Below are 16,640 nucleotides of genomic sequence, written 5' to 3'. Positions count from 1 at the left end.
GTACCTCCTCTTTCACTTTAAAGCTGATTGCCGTACAAGACAGATACCGCTCTTCTTCCCTTGCGGTCAAATTGAAGCGGAAACGGATGTCCCCCACTCTGGAGCATTCTCCGTTTCCGCACGTAAGTTATATATTCTGTATTCTGTATTATTTCCCGTCTACCCGTGCCATAACCTGATTCGTCAATTCAGCGACTTTGTGCTTGGCATGATCCAGTGATTCACCCACAACGGCAAAATACACTTTGATCTTCGGCTCGGTGCCGGAAGGACGCAGGCAGAACCAGGAGCCGTCAGACAGCAGATATTTCAGCACATTCTCTTTAGGCAGGCCATCCAGACCAAGGGAATAGTCAAGCACCTGTGTCACGGAAGCCCCGGCAATTTCATGCGGCGGGCTGGTCCGCCAGTCATTCATAATCCCTTGAATCTGCGCCACTCCATCCTTGCCTTTCAGCGTGCGGGATTCGAGGCTCTCCAGGAAATAGCCAAACTGTCCGTACAGCTCCTGAAGCACATCATACAGGGTCTTGCCCTGGGCTTTGTAATACGCGCCCGCTTCGGCGATCAGCATCGCAGCAAGCACAGCATCCTTATCACGGGCATAGTTGCCGGCCAGATAGCCGTAGCTCTCTTCATATCCGAAAAGATACGTGTATTCGCCGGACTGCTCGAACTGGTTCATCTTCTCGCCGATGTATTTGAATCCGGTCAGGGTGTTGAACACGGTAGCGCCATAATGGCTGGCTACGGCAGCGCCCATCTCGCTGGTTACAATGGTTTTGACCACAGCTCCGTTGCTTGGGAGCTTGCCCTGTTCCTGCAGACGGCTCAGGTAGTAATGAATCATGAGTGCGCCAGACTGATTCCCGGACAACACGACGAACTTGCCTTCATTATCACGAACGACAGCGCCCATCCGGTCAGCATCAGGGTCTGTGCCGATCAGCAGATCCGCATTCAATTCTTCGCCCAGCTTCATCGCCAAGGTGAAGGCTTCACGCTCTTCCGGATTCGGTGATTTGACTGTAGAGAATTCGGAATCCGGCTGTTCCTGTTCAGGAACTACATGCACCTGGGTGAACCCGATCTTCTCCAGTACACGGCGAACCGGCAGATTGCCTGTCCCGTGCAGCGGCGTATAGACAATGGAGAAGCCACGGCCCAGCGAAGCGGCGATCTCTTCCCGGCTGACGCTTACCGCAGCCACCGTATCGGCGAAGGCTTCGTCGGCATCCGCCCCGAGCCAGTGCAGCAGGCCAGCGCTCTCAGCAGCCTCCCGGGACATGCGATTCACCCCGGTAAAGGTGTCCACTTCCAGAATATTAGCAATTACTTGCTCTGCTTCATGAGGCACCAGCTGCCCGCCCTGGGCGTTGTATACCTTGTACCCGTTATATTCGGGCGGATTGTGGCTGGCAGTGATGACTATGCCGCCTGAGGCCTGCAGATGGCGCACGGCAAAGGAGAGCTGCGGGGTGGAACGCAAGGAAGGGAACAGATGGGTCTCAATTCCGTTGCCAGCCAGTACAAGCGCAGCTTCCAGCGTGAATTCCGGTGAGAAGCGCCGGGAATCATGGGCGATCACCACCGAAGGTCTGCCTTCTCCCGCATGTTGTTCCAGAATATAATCAGCGAAGCCTTGGGTCGCTCTTCCTACTGTATACCGGTTCATCCGGTTGCTGCCTGCGCCGATGACCCCGCGCAAGCCGCCTGTACCGAACTCAAGGTCTCTATAGAATCGCTCTTCCAGTTCCTTAGGATCATTAGTAAGAGCCTTCAGCTCTTCTTTGGTGGTCTCGTCGACAGAAGGGTCCTGAAGCCAACGTGTTAGGGTCTCTGAGGCCTTCGGGCTTAATTCAGTCATGCAAATCTCTCCTTCTCCATCTATAATGTATAAGTTTATAACAGGAACTAGCTGAGTGCGAACATAATCTCTCCGGAGGCTACGATCTTGCCGTCCACCTTCGCGGTGGCTTGTCCCTTACCGATGCTGCCTTTGAGCCGGGTAATCTCTACCTCAAGCACAAGGGTATCGCCGGGTACGACCTGTCCGCGGAACCGGAAGCCGTCCAGCCCGGCCAGAAAACCGATTTTGCCCCGGTTGGCTTCCAGGCCTAGAATAGCTACTGCACCCACCTGTGCCAGTGCTTCTGTAATCAGCACACCCGGCATGACCGGATAGCCCGGGAAATGCCCGGTGAAGAACGGTTCATTCACCGTTACATTTTTGATGCCTACAGCCCGTTTGCCCATTTCTATTTCAGTAATTCTGTCCACCAGCAGAAATGGGGGCCGATGGGGGATTATTTCTTGAATTTGATTGATATTCAGCATGATTAGCAAAGCTCCCTTCGGATATAACCGCGTCTATTAACCTCCGCCTACAGCACTTTTGTTTTTTCTTCACCGCCCTGCATAAATATGGGCAGCTTCGGTAAAAACTATAATTATCCTTCACGACCTGCAGCAGTGGAGGTTGAGATAAGGGGCTTTCTCCACCGCACGCGGCAGCATGGCGGAGAGGGCCCTTTTTGGCGCTCTTAGGGCACGCCATCATTATACATTTTTCAGTATAAAAAAGAAAACTCCCCTGCACAACAAGGGAGTCTCCGATATCTGTATTCAGGGTGCGAACACCAGGTCATATACATGTTTCCAGGTACTCCATTGAAGCACATCGCTGAGTTCCTTTTTGCCGAGAATGACATAACCCACGACCATCCCGCCGCCTAGCGCGGCAACCAGCAGCAACGGAATCAGGAACCACTGGATAACGGTCCAGACCGATATTCTTCTCCGCTTCACCGGCTTCTGTTGCTCTTCTGCTGCTTCCTTAACCTTCTCACGACTCATTCCTTCACCTCACGCGCGCATGTTATTAGCCAGGCCCAGCATCTGGTCACTGGAGGACAACGCCCGGGCAGCAAGCTGATAGGTACGCTGAATCTGCATCATCTCCGTCATTTCCCGGCTCAGATCCACATTAGAGGATTCCAGATAGCCTGTACGCACGCCTACTGTCGAAGGCTCCGCAGCACCCTTGAATGCCTGCTGCGTGGTCACCCCGTCAGCCAGTACATAGAAATTCCCATCCACGGCTTGCAGGGCACTCCTACTGAGCGGCTCCACAATCATGAGGGACCCGGCCAGAACAGGCGGCTGTTTCTCATCCGTCTTAGTCCATACCTGGCCGCGCTCATCAATAGCAGCACTTACATTAGCTCCTACGGTAAGCGGGTTCCCGTTGGTATTCAGCACCGGGTTCCCGGTATTGTCTACCAGAATCATTCTGTTCTTATTGGCCGTATCCGGGGTGAAATGGAAATTCCCCTGACGGGTATATGCCGTTGCTCCATTCACCTGAACGCCGAACAACCCATTGCCCTGAAGCGCCAGATCCGTAGGTTTCCCTGTCTCCTGGAGGGTGCCTTCCTCCCAATTGCTTGTAACTGTAGGCACACGCACGCCGAAGCCGATGTTGAAGCCAAGCGGCATACTGCGTCCAGGCTGGTCATAATCCTTGGATTGCTGCTGCACACGGGTGAGCACATCCTCGAAAGAGCCTTCCTTGCTCTTATAGCCGTTTGTGTTCATATTGGCAATGTTGTCCGCTATAATATCGAGCCGCTGCTGCAGACTGGACATAGAGACAGCGGCACCGATTGTCGAGTTGTTCACAGGTCTAACCTCCCACAAGCTTGATAAGAAGAAACTGGCTTACCGTATCCATACTTCATTAATATTGCCTAAGTCCAGCCTATACTCTGCCGACTTCATTCACAGCCTTCTGCAGGCTGCTGTCATAGAACTGGATTACCTTCTGATTCGCTTCATAAGCACGGTAAGCCGCGTTCATATCCACCGTAACCTGAGTGGCATCTACGTTAGAGTTCTCCAGATAGCCCTGGCGCACCTGCAGATTATCGGCTCCTCCGGAGAAGCGGATGTCTGCGGCCTCGGCATCATCGGCATGGAAAACCCCGTTCCCGTCACGTACCAGCTCCTGCGGTCTCGTAATAACGCTGATTCCAATCCGGGTGCCTGACGGCAGTCCTGTATTGTTGTTAATCACGTTGCCCTGCCCGTCCACTTTAAGGTTATCCTGAGGTCCTGTCAATCTCAGCGGATTACCATTACTATCCAGAACCTTGAATCCCCCGGAACTGAGCACTTCCCTTGTAGGAGAGACGGTAAAGCTTCCGTTACGTGTATATAAATTATTGCCTTCATTATCCTGAACTGTAAAGAACGCCTGGGGCCGGTAAGTCACCTCGCCGTCAGGACTGATATATTTACCGGAGCCGTCAAACACAAGATTGGTGCCCGGATTATCCGGGTCCTCTACCTGTAAGTCGGTAGACAGCGCGAAGTCTGTGCTTTTGCCGCTCTCGATGAGGTCGCCCTGCAGGTATTGAGACACGGACTGCTCGGCAAATACTCCTGTATTGATCCGTCCGACAGGCTTCGGAACGCCCCCGCTCATCGCGGAGATCAGCACCTCGGGAAAGGCATGGCTGACGCTGTCAACCTGCTTGTACCCCGTTGTATTCAAATTGGCAATGTTCTGCGTCGCTGTATCATGTCTGCGCTGCTGTGTTACCATTCCTGCTGCGGCCGTATATAGTCCTCTAAGCATGAGGTCAGTCCCTTCTGTGAATCTGAATCTGCTGTTCTCCCTTATTATCGGCAGGCTAGAACTTTTTCTTAACCACCTTGTCCAAATGATCCAGCATAATTCCCGTGCCTTTGACTACGCAGTGCATCGGGTCTTCCGCGACCCAGACGGGAACATGCAGTTGCTCGGAGAGCAGCTCGTCCAGTCCGTTAAGCAGGGCGCCGCCGCCGGTCAATACGACTCCGCGGTCTATAATGTCTGCTGACAGCTCGGGAGGTGTCCGCTCCAGCACCGACTTGGCCGCCGCCACGATGGAAGAGACCGGGTCCCATAGCGCTTCCTTCACCTCGCCGGATGAAATGGTCAGTGTCTGGGGGAGTCCGCTTACCATATCACGCCCGCGGATATCCATCTCTGCCTGCATCCCGCCCGGACGTACCGAACCGATGGTCACTTTGATATCCTCCGCCGTACGTTCACCGATCAGGAGTTTATATTTCTGTTTAATATATCTTAAAATGGCATCGTCGAACTTGTCCCCTGCAATTTTGATAGAGGAGGCGGTAACGACGTCGCCCATGGACAATACGGCTACATCCGTCGTTCCGCCGCCAATATCGACGACCATATTTCCGCTAGGCTGATAAATATCCATCCCTGCGCCGATAGCCGCAGCTTTGGGCTCTGCTTCCATAAATACTTCTTTGGCCCCGCTGCGCTCCGCAGCCTCACGGATGGACTTCTGTTCTACTGAAGTAATATTGGTGGGAGCACAAATCAAAATACGGGGCCGTGAATACCAGGTCCGGCCGCCGACGCTGTCAATAAAGTGCTTGAGCATCATTTCCGTAATGGCAAAATCAGCGATTACCCCGTCCCGGAGCGGACGGATCGTAATTATATTTCCGGGTGTGCGCCCAACCATCCGGCGCGCCTGTTCACCAACCGCAAGGACTCTCTTCGTATCACTTTCAAGTGTGACCACGGAAGGTTCATCCAGAACGACTCCCCTTCCCTTGACATGAATCAGCACATTGGCTGTGCCGAGATCGATTCCGATATCCTTGCTAAGCATAATGAAAGAGCCCCCAAAGTGTTATTTTAAATTGAGATTAGTTAGATAGTACCAAATTTAAAAATACCATACTTTAGGGGGTGTGCACAATGGAATAAAGCTGAATTATGACTCGAAAATCCGAAAATCTTATGGCTTGGAGGCTACGGCAACCTCACGCTTCTTACCTGTTGTTTTCTTATATTTAATTTTTGTGGCTTCTCCCCCCCGAAGATGACGGATGGACTTGTGATATTCGAGAATGTGCTTCACCTGATCAGCCAGATCCGGGTTAATTTCCGGCAGCCGTTCGGTTAAATCTTTATGCACCGTGCTTTTTGAAACGCCAAATTCCTTGGCAATGGTCCGGACCGTGTGCCTGGTTTCCACGATGCAGCGTCCGATTTTAATGGTACGTTCCTTGATGTAATCGTGCACGCTCCCGCCTCCCAACTGTGAATAGTTTGGTACATTATATGAGGGGCGGGCCTATATATTCGCGCTTTCAGGACATGACAAGCTCCGGAAGGCTCATTTAATTTCTCGGACAACCTAATCAGGGGTATTTAACAGCCCTATTGTGTGAATAGAACCTGCCTGACTGTCCATTTCGGGTAGAAAATAAAAAAAACAGGAGGCTTTCGCCCCCTGCGGAAATTTCGGCTTAACGCTGCGGAAGCAGATCCGAAGGATTCACAATCTTGCCGTCCTCATGCACTTCAAAGTGCACATGGTTGCCCAGATCCTTCTCCATCTCATTGCGTCCCGCTGTTGCCAGCGTATCACCCTGCTTCACTTCATCGCCCTGCTTCACTTTGGTTTCGCCAAGGCTTTGATAGACCGTCTTCAGATCGCCTGGTGAGGTAACCTCGATTACCTTGCCGAGTACCGCTACATCTTCCACTCTTGTGACTTCACCGCTGAGCGCCGCCTTCACATCGAACGTCTTGTTATCCTCACGGGCAATATCAATTCCGGTATTGGTGACAAAAGTATTATTGTACTGCACCATCGCCGCAATATGATTCTCTTCCGTGCCATTCTCATCGTAGTACGGTTTCACCACTTCGACTTCACTTGGGCTTGCTACCGGCCATACCAGACTCTCAGCTGAAGCTACGACTTCCAGGGCTTCCGGATCACCGGTCAGGGCTCCGGTTTTGTTACCGGCTGCACCTTCCTGTGATACAACCGCGGCGGTGTCCGGATTCAGCGGCTTCTGGCCGGCATCCTGATAGACCCACACCAAGGTTAGTATAATTGCCGCTGCCGCCGTGTAGACTGCCGGGAATACCCACCGTTTGGATAACAGTCTGGTCCATGAAGAAGGCTTAACGCCTGAATCTCCCTGCTTGTTTTTGAGAGATTCATCATGGTTTGATTTGATTTTGTCTTGTTCATTCATATGGTTATCACCTCAGTAACCAGTGTTACCGGGCGCTTCGCTTTTATACGTATCTTGCAGATTATTTTTTCAAAAGAGTTGAGATTCCCGCGAAAGTGACTCCGCTGTAATAGTGTTTGAGAATCTGGGTCGCTGTCTTCCCCTGCTTCGCCATGCCGTTCGCCCCCCACTGGCTCATGCCAACCCCGTGGCCGTTGCCATAGGTGGTGATCTGCACCTTCCCCGCCTTGCGCTTCCATGTGAACTGGCTGGAACGGAGCCCCAGCTTCTCTCTCACTTCACGCCCCGTGAATACAGTTCCTCCAATAGAGATCTTTTTGACCCGGTGCCCTGCAGTCAGAGAGAGAACTTCTGCGGGCAGTCCGGCGGAGGATAAGTTAGAGGCCGGCAGCGTCTTGCCTGATGCAGCGAGATTCGCCGCTACCGGAAGATCTCTGGCTCTGAGGCCCAGCTTGCTGCGCAGCTCGGGAATGCTGAAGGTGTACGTGGCCGCCAGGTTCGGGGTAATCTCCAGCTCCCAGGGGCTGGCCACACTGCGCAGGTAAGGAACCGCAGCATTCCAGTACTCCTCGGAGTTCTCTGTATACCCTCCGCTGGAGGCGAAGAAGGAAGCCGTAATCGGCTGCCCCTTATAAGTCATAATCATCCCGCGCGTCTCCAGGACCGCGCGCTTCAGCTTGGCCAGTCCGGCGCGCCCCTTGGCGGACGCCCAGTCCCGTTCCAGCGCAGCCTTCGATATGTAAGCCTGATGGCTTACCGTATCGCTCACATCCGCCTCGGGAACGGGCACCCCGCTGTGGTCGCCGGCCAGCAGGCGGCGTGCAATGAACGTGCGGGCCGCTACGGCCTGCGCCTTGAGCGCTTCAAGCTCGAAGTCGGCCGGCATCTCTGCCGCCAATACGCCGCTGACGTATTCCTCCAGCGGCAGGGTCTCTATTTGTCCGCTCTGCGACAAATAGACGGTTACCTCCGGCTGCGGCGCTTCAGCAGCAGCCGGGGCCTGGGGTACAGGCGCGGCCGTGGCCCGTGCCTGGGGCAGCGCCGCCGGAGGCGCTGGCTGGGGCTGGCTGTCCCCGCGCTGCGGGACAACAGCCAGCGGCAGCAGCAGCGCCGCCAGCAGGGGCGCCGCCAGCCACGCGGCGGGGGCCAGCCGCCGGAGCGGGGGCGCACCGCGCCGCGCACGCGCGTAACGGCGCGGACGCTTCAGGATGCGCCGAAGCAATCTTAACTCTTTCATCTCTATGGCTCCTTCCGTAAGCACCGGTGATTCTTATAGATATGAATTTCCGCCACCTGCTAGAACGTGATTTTGAGAGAAAGAGAGTCGCAGCCGGGCGCAGCAAATCCCCACCAAACGGAGCCATAACTTCGATGATTGCTCAGGTACTTTCTGCCGGGAGCCTATGTTAACCCGATAAGTGGGAAACGGCTTTTCCCGTCCTTATAAAAGGCTACATTCTTTTCAGAGAGTGCACTAATGCTCCTCATTTCCTAGTTTGGTCCGTATCCGGTGAGTTCAATTGCACTTCTGCTCCTCATTTCCTAGTTTCTCCAGTATCCGTTGAATTCAAGTGCACTTCTGCTCCTCATTTCCTAGTTTCTCCAGTATCCGTTGTATTCAGGTGCACTTCTGCTCCTCATTTCCTAGTTTCTCCAGTATCCGTTGAATTCAAGTGTACTTCTGCTCCTCAATTCCCACTTCTGGCCCTTATCTGGCGGAATCAGAGGGATTTATCCCTTTCCTTCTCACGTATCGCCCGCTTCCGGCAGTATCAGAGGGATTCATCCCCTTCATTTTCCCGTACCGCCCGCTTCCAGCGGAATCAGAGGGATTTATCCCTTTCATTTTCCCGTATCGCCCGCTTCCGGCGGAATCAGAGGGATTTATCCCTCTCATTTTCCCATAACGCCCGCTTCCGGCGGACCTGAGGGATTCCTGGAGTCTCATAACTTCCCAAACAAAACAAAGAGACCGCCCGCAGGGTGCGGACGGTCTCTTCAGTTAAAAGTGGCTATTATACCCAAGACGGCTGAATCTGAAAACGGGGTCTGACTTCTTCGCCCTTGAAGACTTCGCTTCTTGCCGGTTCCGGCTTGACAGCTTCTTCCTTCGCGGCCGGGACAGCCGATTCTTCCATAGAAATACGCCATATGTCCGCACCAAGTCCTGACAGCTTCTCTGCCAGGTGTACATAACCACGGTCAATATGATGAGTACCGCTAACCTCTGTAGTTCCCTCCGCCACAAGCCCTGCCAGAATAAGTGCCGCACCTGCACGCAGGTCCGTAGCACATACCTTAGCGCCGACCAGACTGGCATTGCCCGTCACAATCGCGGAACGGCCTTCAATCTTAATCTCCGCGTTCATGTTGTGGAATTCATCCACATGCATGAACCGGTTCTCGAATACAGTCTCTGTCACTACGCTGGTTCCTTCTGAGCGGAGCAGCAGCGCCATCATCTGGGACTGCATATCCGTAGGGAATCCCGGGTAAGGTAATGTCTTGAGATCCACAGCCTTCAACGGTTTGTCGCTGATCACACGGACTCCGTTCTCATCCGGGATAATCGTAACTCCCATTTCCTCCATCTTGGCAATAACCGGCCCCAGATGGTCAGCAATCGCGCCTTCAACGTACACATCGCCGCCCGTAATCGCTGCTGCTGCCATGTAGGTTCCAGCTTCGATCCGGTCAGGAATGACATGATGTCTTACGCCGTGCATACGCTCCACGCCTTCAATCCGGATCACTCCGGTTCCGGCTCCGCGGACAATACCACCCATGCCGTTCAGGTAATTGGCAAGGTCAACGATCTCTGGCTCCTTCGCCGCGTTCTCAATTACCGTGGTGCCTTCGGCAAGCGCCGCAGCCATCATTATATTTTCGGTCGCACCTACGCTGGCCACATCCAGATAAATCTTGGCGCCGCGCAGTCTCCCGTTACTTTTCGCATCAATGTAGCCCTGGCCCAGACTAATCTCGGCGCCGAGCGCTTCAAAACCCTTCAAATGCTGGTCAATCGGCCTTGTTCCAATGGCACAACCGCCAGGCAAGGAAATACGTGTATGCCCCATCCGGGACAGCAGTGGACCCATAACCAGGAATGAAGCCCGCATTTTGCGTACCCATTCGTAAGGTGCTTCACAGGAAGTAATACTTCTGGCATCAACCTCAATCACATCGTTCTGGTATGTAATTCCTGCACCCAGAGACTCCAATACCTTGCTAATCGTGATTACATCGTCTAACGGAGGTGCGTCCACAATGACGCTAACTCCTTCTTCTGCCAATAGAGAGGCGGCTATGATCGGTAGTACGGAATTTTTTGCGCCGCTAACTTTCACGCTCCCGGTCAATCTGTTGCCACCGCGGACGATAAATTTGCTCATTTCGGTTTCCCTCCGCGTCCATTATTTCTGAATTTAATTTGTTTTAATTTGTTGAGGTTGAAATTCGTCTGTTAAGATATTGAATATTCCGTCAGCGCGTCTTAGGTGCAGACTTATTGCTTAAACTCAGTGTTGACATAATAAAACCTTATTATTCGACACTTTTTTCTCTTCAGTAGCCTACGACACATATAACCAAACCTGCTGCCATTAAAACATCCGGCCGATAAGTCCGCTCCAGCCCAGGTAATCCAAAAGAAAGCCAGCCACGAAATGGCCCAGAACGATAGCCAGCAGCAAGTGCAGCAGTCTGCCCTGCGGACTCTTGGGATATCTTATGACCAAATCCAGCTTAAGGTTCTGGAGTGCCCACCAGGATAATGCAACACAGACCAAAGAGACAATCATCGAAATCATATTGCTGGTGCCGATCGCACCCGACAACTCAGCGGTTAAACGTGTGTTCATAATTAGCCCCCTGTGTTCGGTACTCGGAAATCGACTCTTATATCATACTTGTGCAGGGGAAAAGAATCCAGTACTTTTACGAATTTTTAAACAATTGGGTCTTTATATGCATAACTCATTACGATTTCTTCATTCTTTGCTAGATTCGCATAAGCAAAAAAGCAGTCAAGCCCGGGGCTTGACCGCTTATCCGCTATTGTTGTCCTTTACCGGTCGAAACTTTGATCCGCGTTACCGCGCGCTGCAGGGCCAGCTCCGCACGGCGGTGATCAATCTCATCCTGCTTGCTTTGCAGCTTAAGACGGCGCTCAGCCCGCTCCTTAGCCGCTTCAGCGCGTTCCACATCAATATCCCGGGGCAGCTCTGCACTTTCAGCCAGCACCGTTACCTTGTCTTTGTGAACTTCAACGAAGCCGCCATGAACAGCGATGGATACCGTAACGCCATCCGCCTTAACGCTAAGCGGAGCAACCTGAAGCGGAGTAACGAGCGGAATATGTCCCGGCAAAATCCCCAGTTCACCATTCACGCCGCGTACCGTCAAGCTGTTCACTTGCTTGGAGTAGACCAGATGCTCCGGAGTGACTATTTCGAGCAAAAAGGTATTCACTTCCATTCCTCCTCAAAGCTTTACAGAATAAAGCCCGATACCCGAGCATAACATGCTTAGGGTTACAACGTTTTCGCTTTTTCCACTGCTTCTTCAATCGTACCTACGAACAGGAACGCCACTTCCGGAAGATCATCGTGCTTGCCTTCCAGGATTTCCTTGAAGCTGCGTACCGTTTCTTTGATAGGCACGTATTTGCCTTTGAAGCCAGTGAACTGCTCTGCTACGTGGAAAGGCTGGGACAGGAAGCGCTCAACCTTACGGGCGCGGGCCACAATAACCTTATCCTCTTCACTCAGTTCATCCATACCCAGGATCGCAATGATATCCTGAAGTTCAGTGTAACGCTGCAGTAGCTGCTTAACGCCTTGTGCCACGTTGTAGTGCTCTTCGCCGACGATCTCCGGTGCCAGCATGCGCGAGCTGGAAGCCAGTGGGTCAACCGCGGGGAAAATCCCTTTTTCGGAGATTTTACGCTCCAGGTTGGTCGTTGCATCCAAGTGGGCAAACGCTGTAGCCGGTGCAGGGTCAGTATAGTCATCCGCAGGCACGTAGATCGCCTGGATGGAAGTAACGGAGCCTTTCTTGGTGGACGTAATCCGTTCCTGCAATTGGCCCATTTCAGTAGCCAGTGTAGGCTGGTAACCTACCGCAGACGGCATACGGCCGAGAAGAGCCGATACTTCGGAACCCGCTTGGGTGAAGCGGAAGATGTTATCAATAAAGAGCAGGGTATCGCGGCCTTCCACATCACGGAAATATTCCGCCATGGTCAGTCCGGTCAGGGCTACACGCAGACGCGCGCCGGGAGGCTCATTCATTTGTCCGAATACCATCGCCGTTTTTTTGATAACGCCGGAATCGGTCATTTCATGATACAAGTCATTCCCCTCACGGGTACGCTCGCCGACACCTGCGAATACAGAGATCCCGCCGTGTTCCTGTGCGATGTTGTTGATCAATTCCTGGATGGTTACAGTCTTACCTACGCCGGCACCGCCGAACAGGCCGATCTTACCGCCCTTGGCATAAGGGGCCAGCAGGTCGATTACCTTAATACCGGTCTCCAGAACCTCTGCCTGAGTAGATAACTCATCAAAGGTAGGAGCCAGACGGTGAATCGGGTTTCTTGCAGCCACCACTTCAGCACCGTTATCAATAGGATTGCCCAGCACGTTAAATACGCGGCCGAGTGTTGCTTCACCGACAGGAACCGAGATCGGCGCTCCTTGGTCAATGGCGTCAATCCCGCGCACCAGTCCATCTGTAGAGGACATGGCAATACAACGCACCAGGTTATCTCCAAGATGGTTGGAAACTTCAAGAGTCAGATCCATGTTGCGGCCATCGCTGAGGCTCGCAACAATTTTGATGGCGTTGAATATCTCGGGCAGCTGGCCGCGTTCAAATTCAATATCGACAACCGGACCCATAATGCTCACAACGCGTCCTTTGTTCATCTTCATTTCCCTCCTCGAAAGCTGTTACATATGGACCTTAAGCCCACTCATATTAAGACTGCGCGTTCGCACCAGCCACGATCTCGGTAATTTCTTGCGTAATGGCCGCCTGACGGGCACGGTTGTACGTAAGTCTAAGTTCTCCGATCATTTTTGACGCGTTCTTCGTTGCACTGCCCATGGCTGTCATTTTGGCACCCAGCTCACTGGCCTTGCCGTTCAGAAGAGCACCGTAGATTAAAGTTTCGGCATATTTGGGAAGCAGAACCTCCAGCACACCTGCAGGGGAAGGCTCGTATTCATAGGCCGCGGATGCCCCATGATGCTCGCCGTCTCCCACACCATCCATAGGAAGAAGTCTGTCAACCGTCGGAATCTGGCTGATCGCATTGACAAACTGGTTGTAGCAAATATACAGCTCGTCGTAGACACCGGTCTCGAACTGGTTCACCGCCGAATAAGCAATCGACTTGATGTCGGCAAACTTCGGCGTATCGGACAGCTCAGTAATTTCCTCAACAATGGGATATTCACGGCGCCGCAAAAAGTCGCGGCCTTTACGGCCGATGACAAACAGCGCGTACTCATCCTTGGACTTATGCCGCTCTGCGATCAGCATGGTTACTTTCCGCAGAATGTTGGCATTGTAGCCGCCGGCAAGACCTCTGTCCGAGGTGATGATCAGATAACCTGTTTTTTTGACAGGACGGCTGACCAGCATCGGATGCTGGAGATCCTGCGTACCGGCCGCAATACTCGAGACCACCTCTTTGAGCTTCTCGGAATAGGGACGGGCAGCCTCCGCTTTCTCCTGCGCCTTGCGCAGCTTGGAGGCAGCGACCATCTCCATCGCTTTGGTGATCTGTCTGGTGTTCTGAACGCTTTTAATTTGACGTTTAATATCGCGCATGCTTCTTGCCATGATTTCACCACCTTAGAGTTTTGACGTATGTCAAAACTAACATCGTAAGCATAAGCTGAGCTTTGGCATAGCCAAAGCTGACTTCGTAAGCATAAACTGGGCAAACTCTATTTATTAGCTTGTAGCAAAGCCTCTTTTGAACTTCTCGATCGTTTCTTTGAGCGCTGCTTCGTTGTCTGCAGTCAGATCCTTGGTATCCGCAATGGACTTCAGGATTTCAGTGGCACTGCTGTCGATAAAGGCCAGGAATTCCTTCTCGAAACGCTTAACGTCTTTGACAGGAATATCATCCAGGTGTCCCTTAACGGCGGTGTACAGACTGAGTACCTGATGCTCAACGGTAAGCGGCTGATTGACGCCCTGCTTCAGAATCTCCATCATACGCGCACCGCGGTTCAGACGGGCTTGAGTAGATTTATCCAGGTCGGACCCGAATTGGGAGAAGGCTTGAAGCTCGCGGTATTGAGCCAGATCCAGACGCAGGGAACCTGCAACCTTCTTCATGGCCTTGATCTGTGCGGAACCCCCTACACGGGATACGGAGATACCGACGTTAATCGCCGGACGCTGTCCGGAGTTGAACAGATCGGATTCAAGGAAGATTTGGCCGTCGGTAATCGAAATTACGTTCGTAGGAATGTAAGCCGATACGTCAGAAGCCTGTGTTTCGATGAAAGGCAGGGCGGTTAATGAACCACCACCAAGTGCATCACTGAGCTTGGCTGCACGTTCCAGCAGACGGGAGTGCAGGTAGAATACGTCACCCGGGAACGCTTCACGGCCCGGTGGACGGCGGAGCAGCAGGGACAATTCGCGGTAAGCCGAAGCCTGCTTGGAAAGGTCATCATAGATTACAAGCACATGCTCGCCCTTGTACATGAAGTATTCGCCCATGGCGCAGCCTGCGTATGGAGCAATATAGAGCAGCGGAGAAGGCTCGGAAGCCGATGCGGTTACAACGATAGTGTAATCCAATGCGCCGTGACGGCGGAGGGTTTCTACTACCTGTGCTACGGTAGATTGCTTTTGTCCGATAGCAACATAGATACATTTCATCCCGTTGCCTTTTTGGTTGATAATCGCATCAATAGCGATCGCAGTCTTACCTGTCTGACGGTCCCCAATGATCAGCTCACGTTGTCCACGGCCGATTGGCACCATGGCATCAATAGCTTTGAGTCCTGTCTGCATCGGTTCGTGTACCGACTTACGGTCGATAACCCCCGGCGCATTATGTTCTACTGGACGGAATTCAGTCGTTGCAATAGGACCTTTGCCGTCAAGCGGCTGGCCCAGTGCGTTAACTACGCGGCCCAGCATGGCTTCGCCAACCGGAACCTGCATGATCTGTCCTGTACGTTTCACTTGATCGCCTTCACGAATCGCTGTGTATTCCCCCAGAATAACAACACCGACGTTGCTTTCTTCCAGGTTAAGCGCCATGCCCACTACACCGTTGGAGAACTCCAGCAGTTCCCCTGCCATCGCGTTTTCCAGACCGTAGACACGGGCGATACCGTCGCCGACTTGAATGACGGTGCCAATTTCGGCCACTTCGATATCGGCTTTATATTGCTCAATTTGACTTTTGATCAAAGTGCTGATCTCTTCAGGTCTGATGCCCAATATCCTCACCCCTATCTTCTTTGCTTATCATTAAAGGATTTCTCGAGACGCTCCAGCTTGCCGGACAGACTGCCGTCATACAGCGTATCGCCGATGACCACTTTCAGTCCTCCGAGCAGGCTCTTATCTACCACATTGGTTACACGAATCTTCCGGCTAGTAAGCTGGCTGAACTCAGCAGCTACAGTATCCTGTTCTTCCTGACTCAGGGAATAGGCGGAGTAGACCGTGGCATCGCCGATGCCGAGGGCGTCCCCTTCTATTTTGATGTACGTAGCTAGGAGTTCTGCGAAAATATCGGTTCTGCCCCGCTCTACCAGCAGTTCTACCATGTTCATTACCGCCTGCGAGACTTTACCTTGCAGCGCCCCGCGCAGCACATTCAGCTTGTCGGACTGCGAGATGCGCGGTGCCAGAATAAACCGTTTCACCTCTGCATCGTAATGAAGCACTTCGACAACCATTTTAAGCTGGGCTTCCACTTCAAGCGTAATGTTCTCATCCACTGCTGCACTGTACAAGGCTTTGGCATAGCGTTTGGCAACTACCGTATCGCGGCTCATGATCGGCCTCCTACCTCTTTGAGGTATTGATCAACGAGCTGCTCCTGTTCACCGTCAGCTTTAACTTCCTTCTCAAGCAGCTTGGAGGCAATGCGGACCGAAGCTGTACCCAGCTCGCTTCGTAGTGCTTCCACTGCCTTGTTCTTCTCGTTCTCGATGTCACGAACCGCTTCGTCTTTGAGACGAATTGCTTCTTCGTGGGCCTGCTCGAGGATCTTGTCAACCTGATTGTTACTGGTAGCCTGGGACTGCTGAATGATAGCCTGTGCCTCTTGGCGTGCCTGCTGCAGAGCCTGCTTCTGTTCCTCTACATAAGCGACCGCCTGCTCTCTGGTCTTAGCTGCTTCATCCATTTGCTGCAGCACCATTTCGCGCCGTGTCTCCATAATCCCGAACAGCTTGCTGAAGGCAAACTTGCTAAGCAGGAAATACAGAATCGCAAAAGCTAGAATTGAAAATACTATATTTGTCCAAACGATATCCACTGAGGTCACTCCCTTCCGTTACCGCGGCTTGCGGACA

The 16,640-nt window shown here is 52.7% G+C and carries 17 protein-coding genes; all 17 read right to left on the bottom strand.

All coding sequences use genetic code 11. The features are described 5' to 3' along the window. Positions 1 to 148: 148 nt before the first annotated feature. The 17 genes from HQN87_RS17700 to atpF all read right to left on the bottom strand — a co-directional run bounded on the left by HQN87_RS17700 (position 149) and on the right by atpF (position 16,603). The gene (locus HQN87_RS17700; protein ID WP_173136123.1) at positions 149 to 1,867 is read right to left on the bottom strand and encodes a phospho-sugar mutase; all 1,719 of its coding nucleotides are present in this window, start codon (positions 1,865 to 1,867) and stop codon (positions 149 to 151) included. Positions 1,868 to 1,914: 47 nt separating this feature from the next. Next, on the bottom strand, positions 1,915 to 2,337 hold the full coding sequence (gene fabZ / locus HQN87_RS17695; RefSeq protein ID WP_173136121.1) for a 3-hydroxyacyl-ACP dehydratase FabZ: 423 nt from the start codon (positions 2,335 to 2,337) through the stop codon (positions 1,915 to 1,917). Between the two features lie 288 nt (positions 2,338 to 2,625). Then, the gene (locus tag HQN87_RS17690; RefSeq protein WP_173136119.1) at positions 2,626 to 2,856 is read right to left on the bottom strand and encodes a DNA-directed RNA polymerase subunit beta; all 231 of its coding nucleotides are present in this window, start codon (positions 2,854 to 2,856) and stop codon (positions 2,626 to 2,628) included. Between the two features lie 9 nt (positions 2,857 to 2,865). After that, complete coding sequence (locus HQN87_RS17685; protein WP_173136117.1) at positions 2,866 to 3,681, bottom strand: flagellar hook-basal body protein; 816 nt, start codon at positions 3,679 to 3,681, stop codon at positions 2,866 to 2,868. A 79-nt stretch (positions 3,682 to 3,760) separates the two neighbouring features. Beyond that, complete coding sequence (locus tag HQN87_RS17680) at positions 3,761 to 4,639, bottom strand: flagellar hook-basal body protein (RefSeq protein WP_173136115.1); 879 nt, start codon at positions 4,637 to 4,639, stop codon at positions 3,761 to 3,763. A gap of 55 nt (positions 4,640 to 4,694) precedes the next feature. Continuing rightward, the gene (locus HQN87_RS17675; protein WP_173136113.1) at positions 4,695 to 5,693 is read right to left on the bottom strand and encodes a rod shape-determining protein; all 999 of its coding nucleotides are present in this window, start codon (positions 5,691 to 5,693) and stop codon (positions 4,695 to 4,697) included. A gap of 129 nt (positions 5,694 to 5,822) precedes the next feature. Further along, entirely contained in the window at positions 5,823 to 6,110 is a 288-nt protein-coding gene (spoIIID, locus tag HQN87_RS17670; protein WP_019915029.1) for a sporulation transcriptional regulator SpoIIID, read from the bottom strand. A gap of 226 nt (positions 6,111 to 6,336) precedes the next feature. Next, entirely contained in the window at positions 6,337 to 7,077 is a 741-nt protein-coding gene (locus HQN87_RS17665) for a M23 family metallopeptidase (RefSeq protein WP_173136111.1), read from the bottom strand. 61 nt (positions 7,078 to 7,138) lie between these two features. After that, positions 7,139 to 8,314, bottom strand: coding sequence for a stage II sporulation protein D (gene spoIID, locus HQN87_RS17660; protein ID WP_173136109.1), 1,176 nt, complete (start codon positions 8,312 to 8,314; stop codon positions 7,139 to 7,141). A gap of 778 nt (positions 8,315 to 9,092) precedes the next feature. Beyond that, the gene (gene murA / locus HQN87_RS17655) at positions 9,093 to 10,469 is read right to left on the bottom strand and encodes a UDP-N-acetylglucosamine 1-carboxyvinyltransferase (RefSeq protein ID WP_173136107.1); all 1,377 of its coding nucleotides are present in this window, start codon (positions 10,467 to 10,469) and stop codon (positions 9,093 to 9,095) included. Positions 10,470 to 10,679: 210 nt separating this feature from the next. Then, on the bottom strand, positions 10,680 to 10,937 hold the full coding sequence (locus HQN87_RS17650) for a DUF1146 family protein (protein ID WP_173136105.1): 258 nt from the start codon (positions 10,935 to 10,937) through the stop codon (positions 10,680 to 10,682). A 193-nt stretch (positions 10,938 to 11,130) separates the two neighbouring features. Further along, a complete protein-coding gene (locus tag HQN87_RS17645) occupies positions 11,131 to 11,547 on the bottom strand; it encodes a F0F1 ATP synthase subunit epsilon (protein WP_036699230.1) in 417 nt (138 codons plus the stop codon). Between the two features lie 62 nt (positions 11,548 to 11,609). Beyond that, positions 11,610 to 13,007: a F0F1 ATP synthase subunit beta gene (atpD, locus tag HQN87_RS17640; RefSeq protein ID WP_173136102.1), complete on the bottom strand. Its 1,398-nt coding sequence runs from the start codon at positions 13,005 to 13,007 to the stop codon at positions 11,610 to 11,612. A 52-nt stretch (positions 13,008 to 13,059) separates the two neighbouring features. Continuing rightward, positions 13,060 to 13,929, bottom strand: coding sequence for an ATP synthase F1 subunit gamma (gene atpG, locus HQN87_RS17635; protein ID WP_173136100.1), 870 nt, complete (start codon positions 13,927 to 13,929; stop codon positions 13,060 to 13,062). 114 nt (positions 13,930 to 14,043) lie between these two features. Further along, positions 14,044 to 15,555, bottom strand: coding sequence for a F0F1 ATP synthase subunit alpha (gene atpA / locus HQN87_RS17630; protein WP_173136098.1), 1,512 nt, complete (start codon positions 15,553 to 15,555; stop codon positions 14,044 to 14,046). Positions 15,556 to 15,566: 11 nt separating this feature from the next. After that, on the bottom strand, positions 15,567 to 16,118 hold the full coding sequence (locus HQN87_RS17625; RefSeq protein ID WP_173136096.1) for a F0F1 ATP synthase subunit delta: 552 nt from the start codon (positions 16,116 to 16,118) through the stop codon (positions 15,567 to 15,569). Then, on the bottom strand, positions 16,115 to 16,603 hold the full coding sequence (atpF, locus tag HQN87_RS17620) for a F0F1 ATP synthase subunit B (RefSeq protein WP_173136094.1): 489 nt from the start codon (positions 16,601 to 16,603) through the stop codon (positions 16,115 to 16,117). The genes HQN87_RS17625 and atpF overlap by 4 nt, the downstream gene beginning before the upstream one ends. Between the last annotated feature and the right edge of the window lie 37 nt (positions 16,604 to 16,640).

This window comes from Paenibacillus tritici (assembly GCF_013204885.1).
GTDB lineage: Bacteria > Bacillota > Bacilli > Paenibacillales > Paenibacillaceae > Paenibacillus_AQ > Paenibacillus_AQ tritici.
The sequence above is the reverse complement of the archived record's forward strand: the minus strand, read 5'-3'. Positions and strand labels throughout refer to the sequence as shown.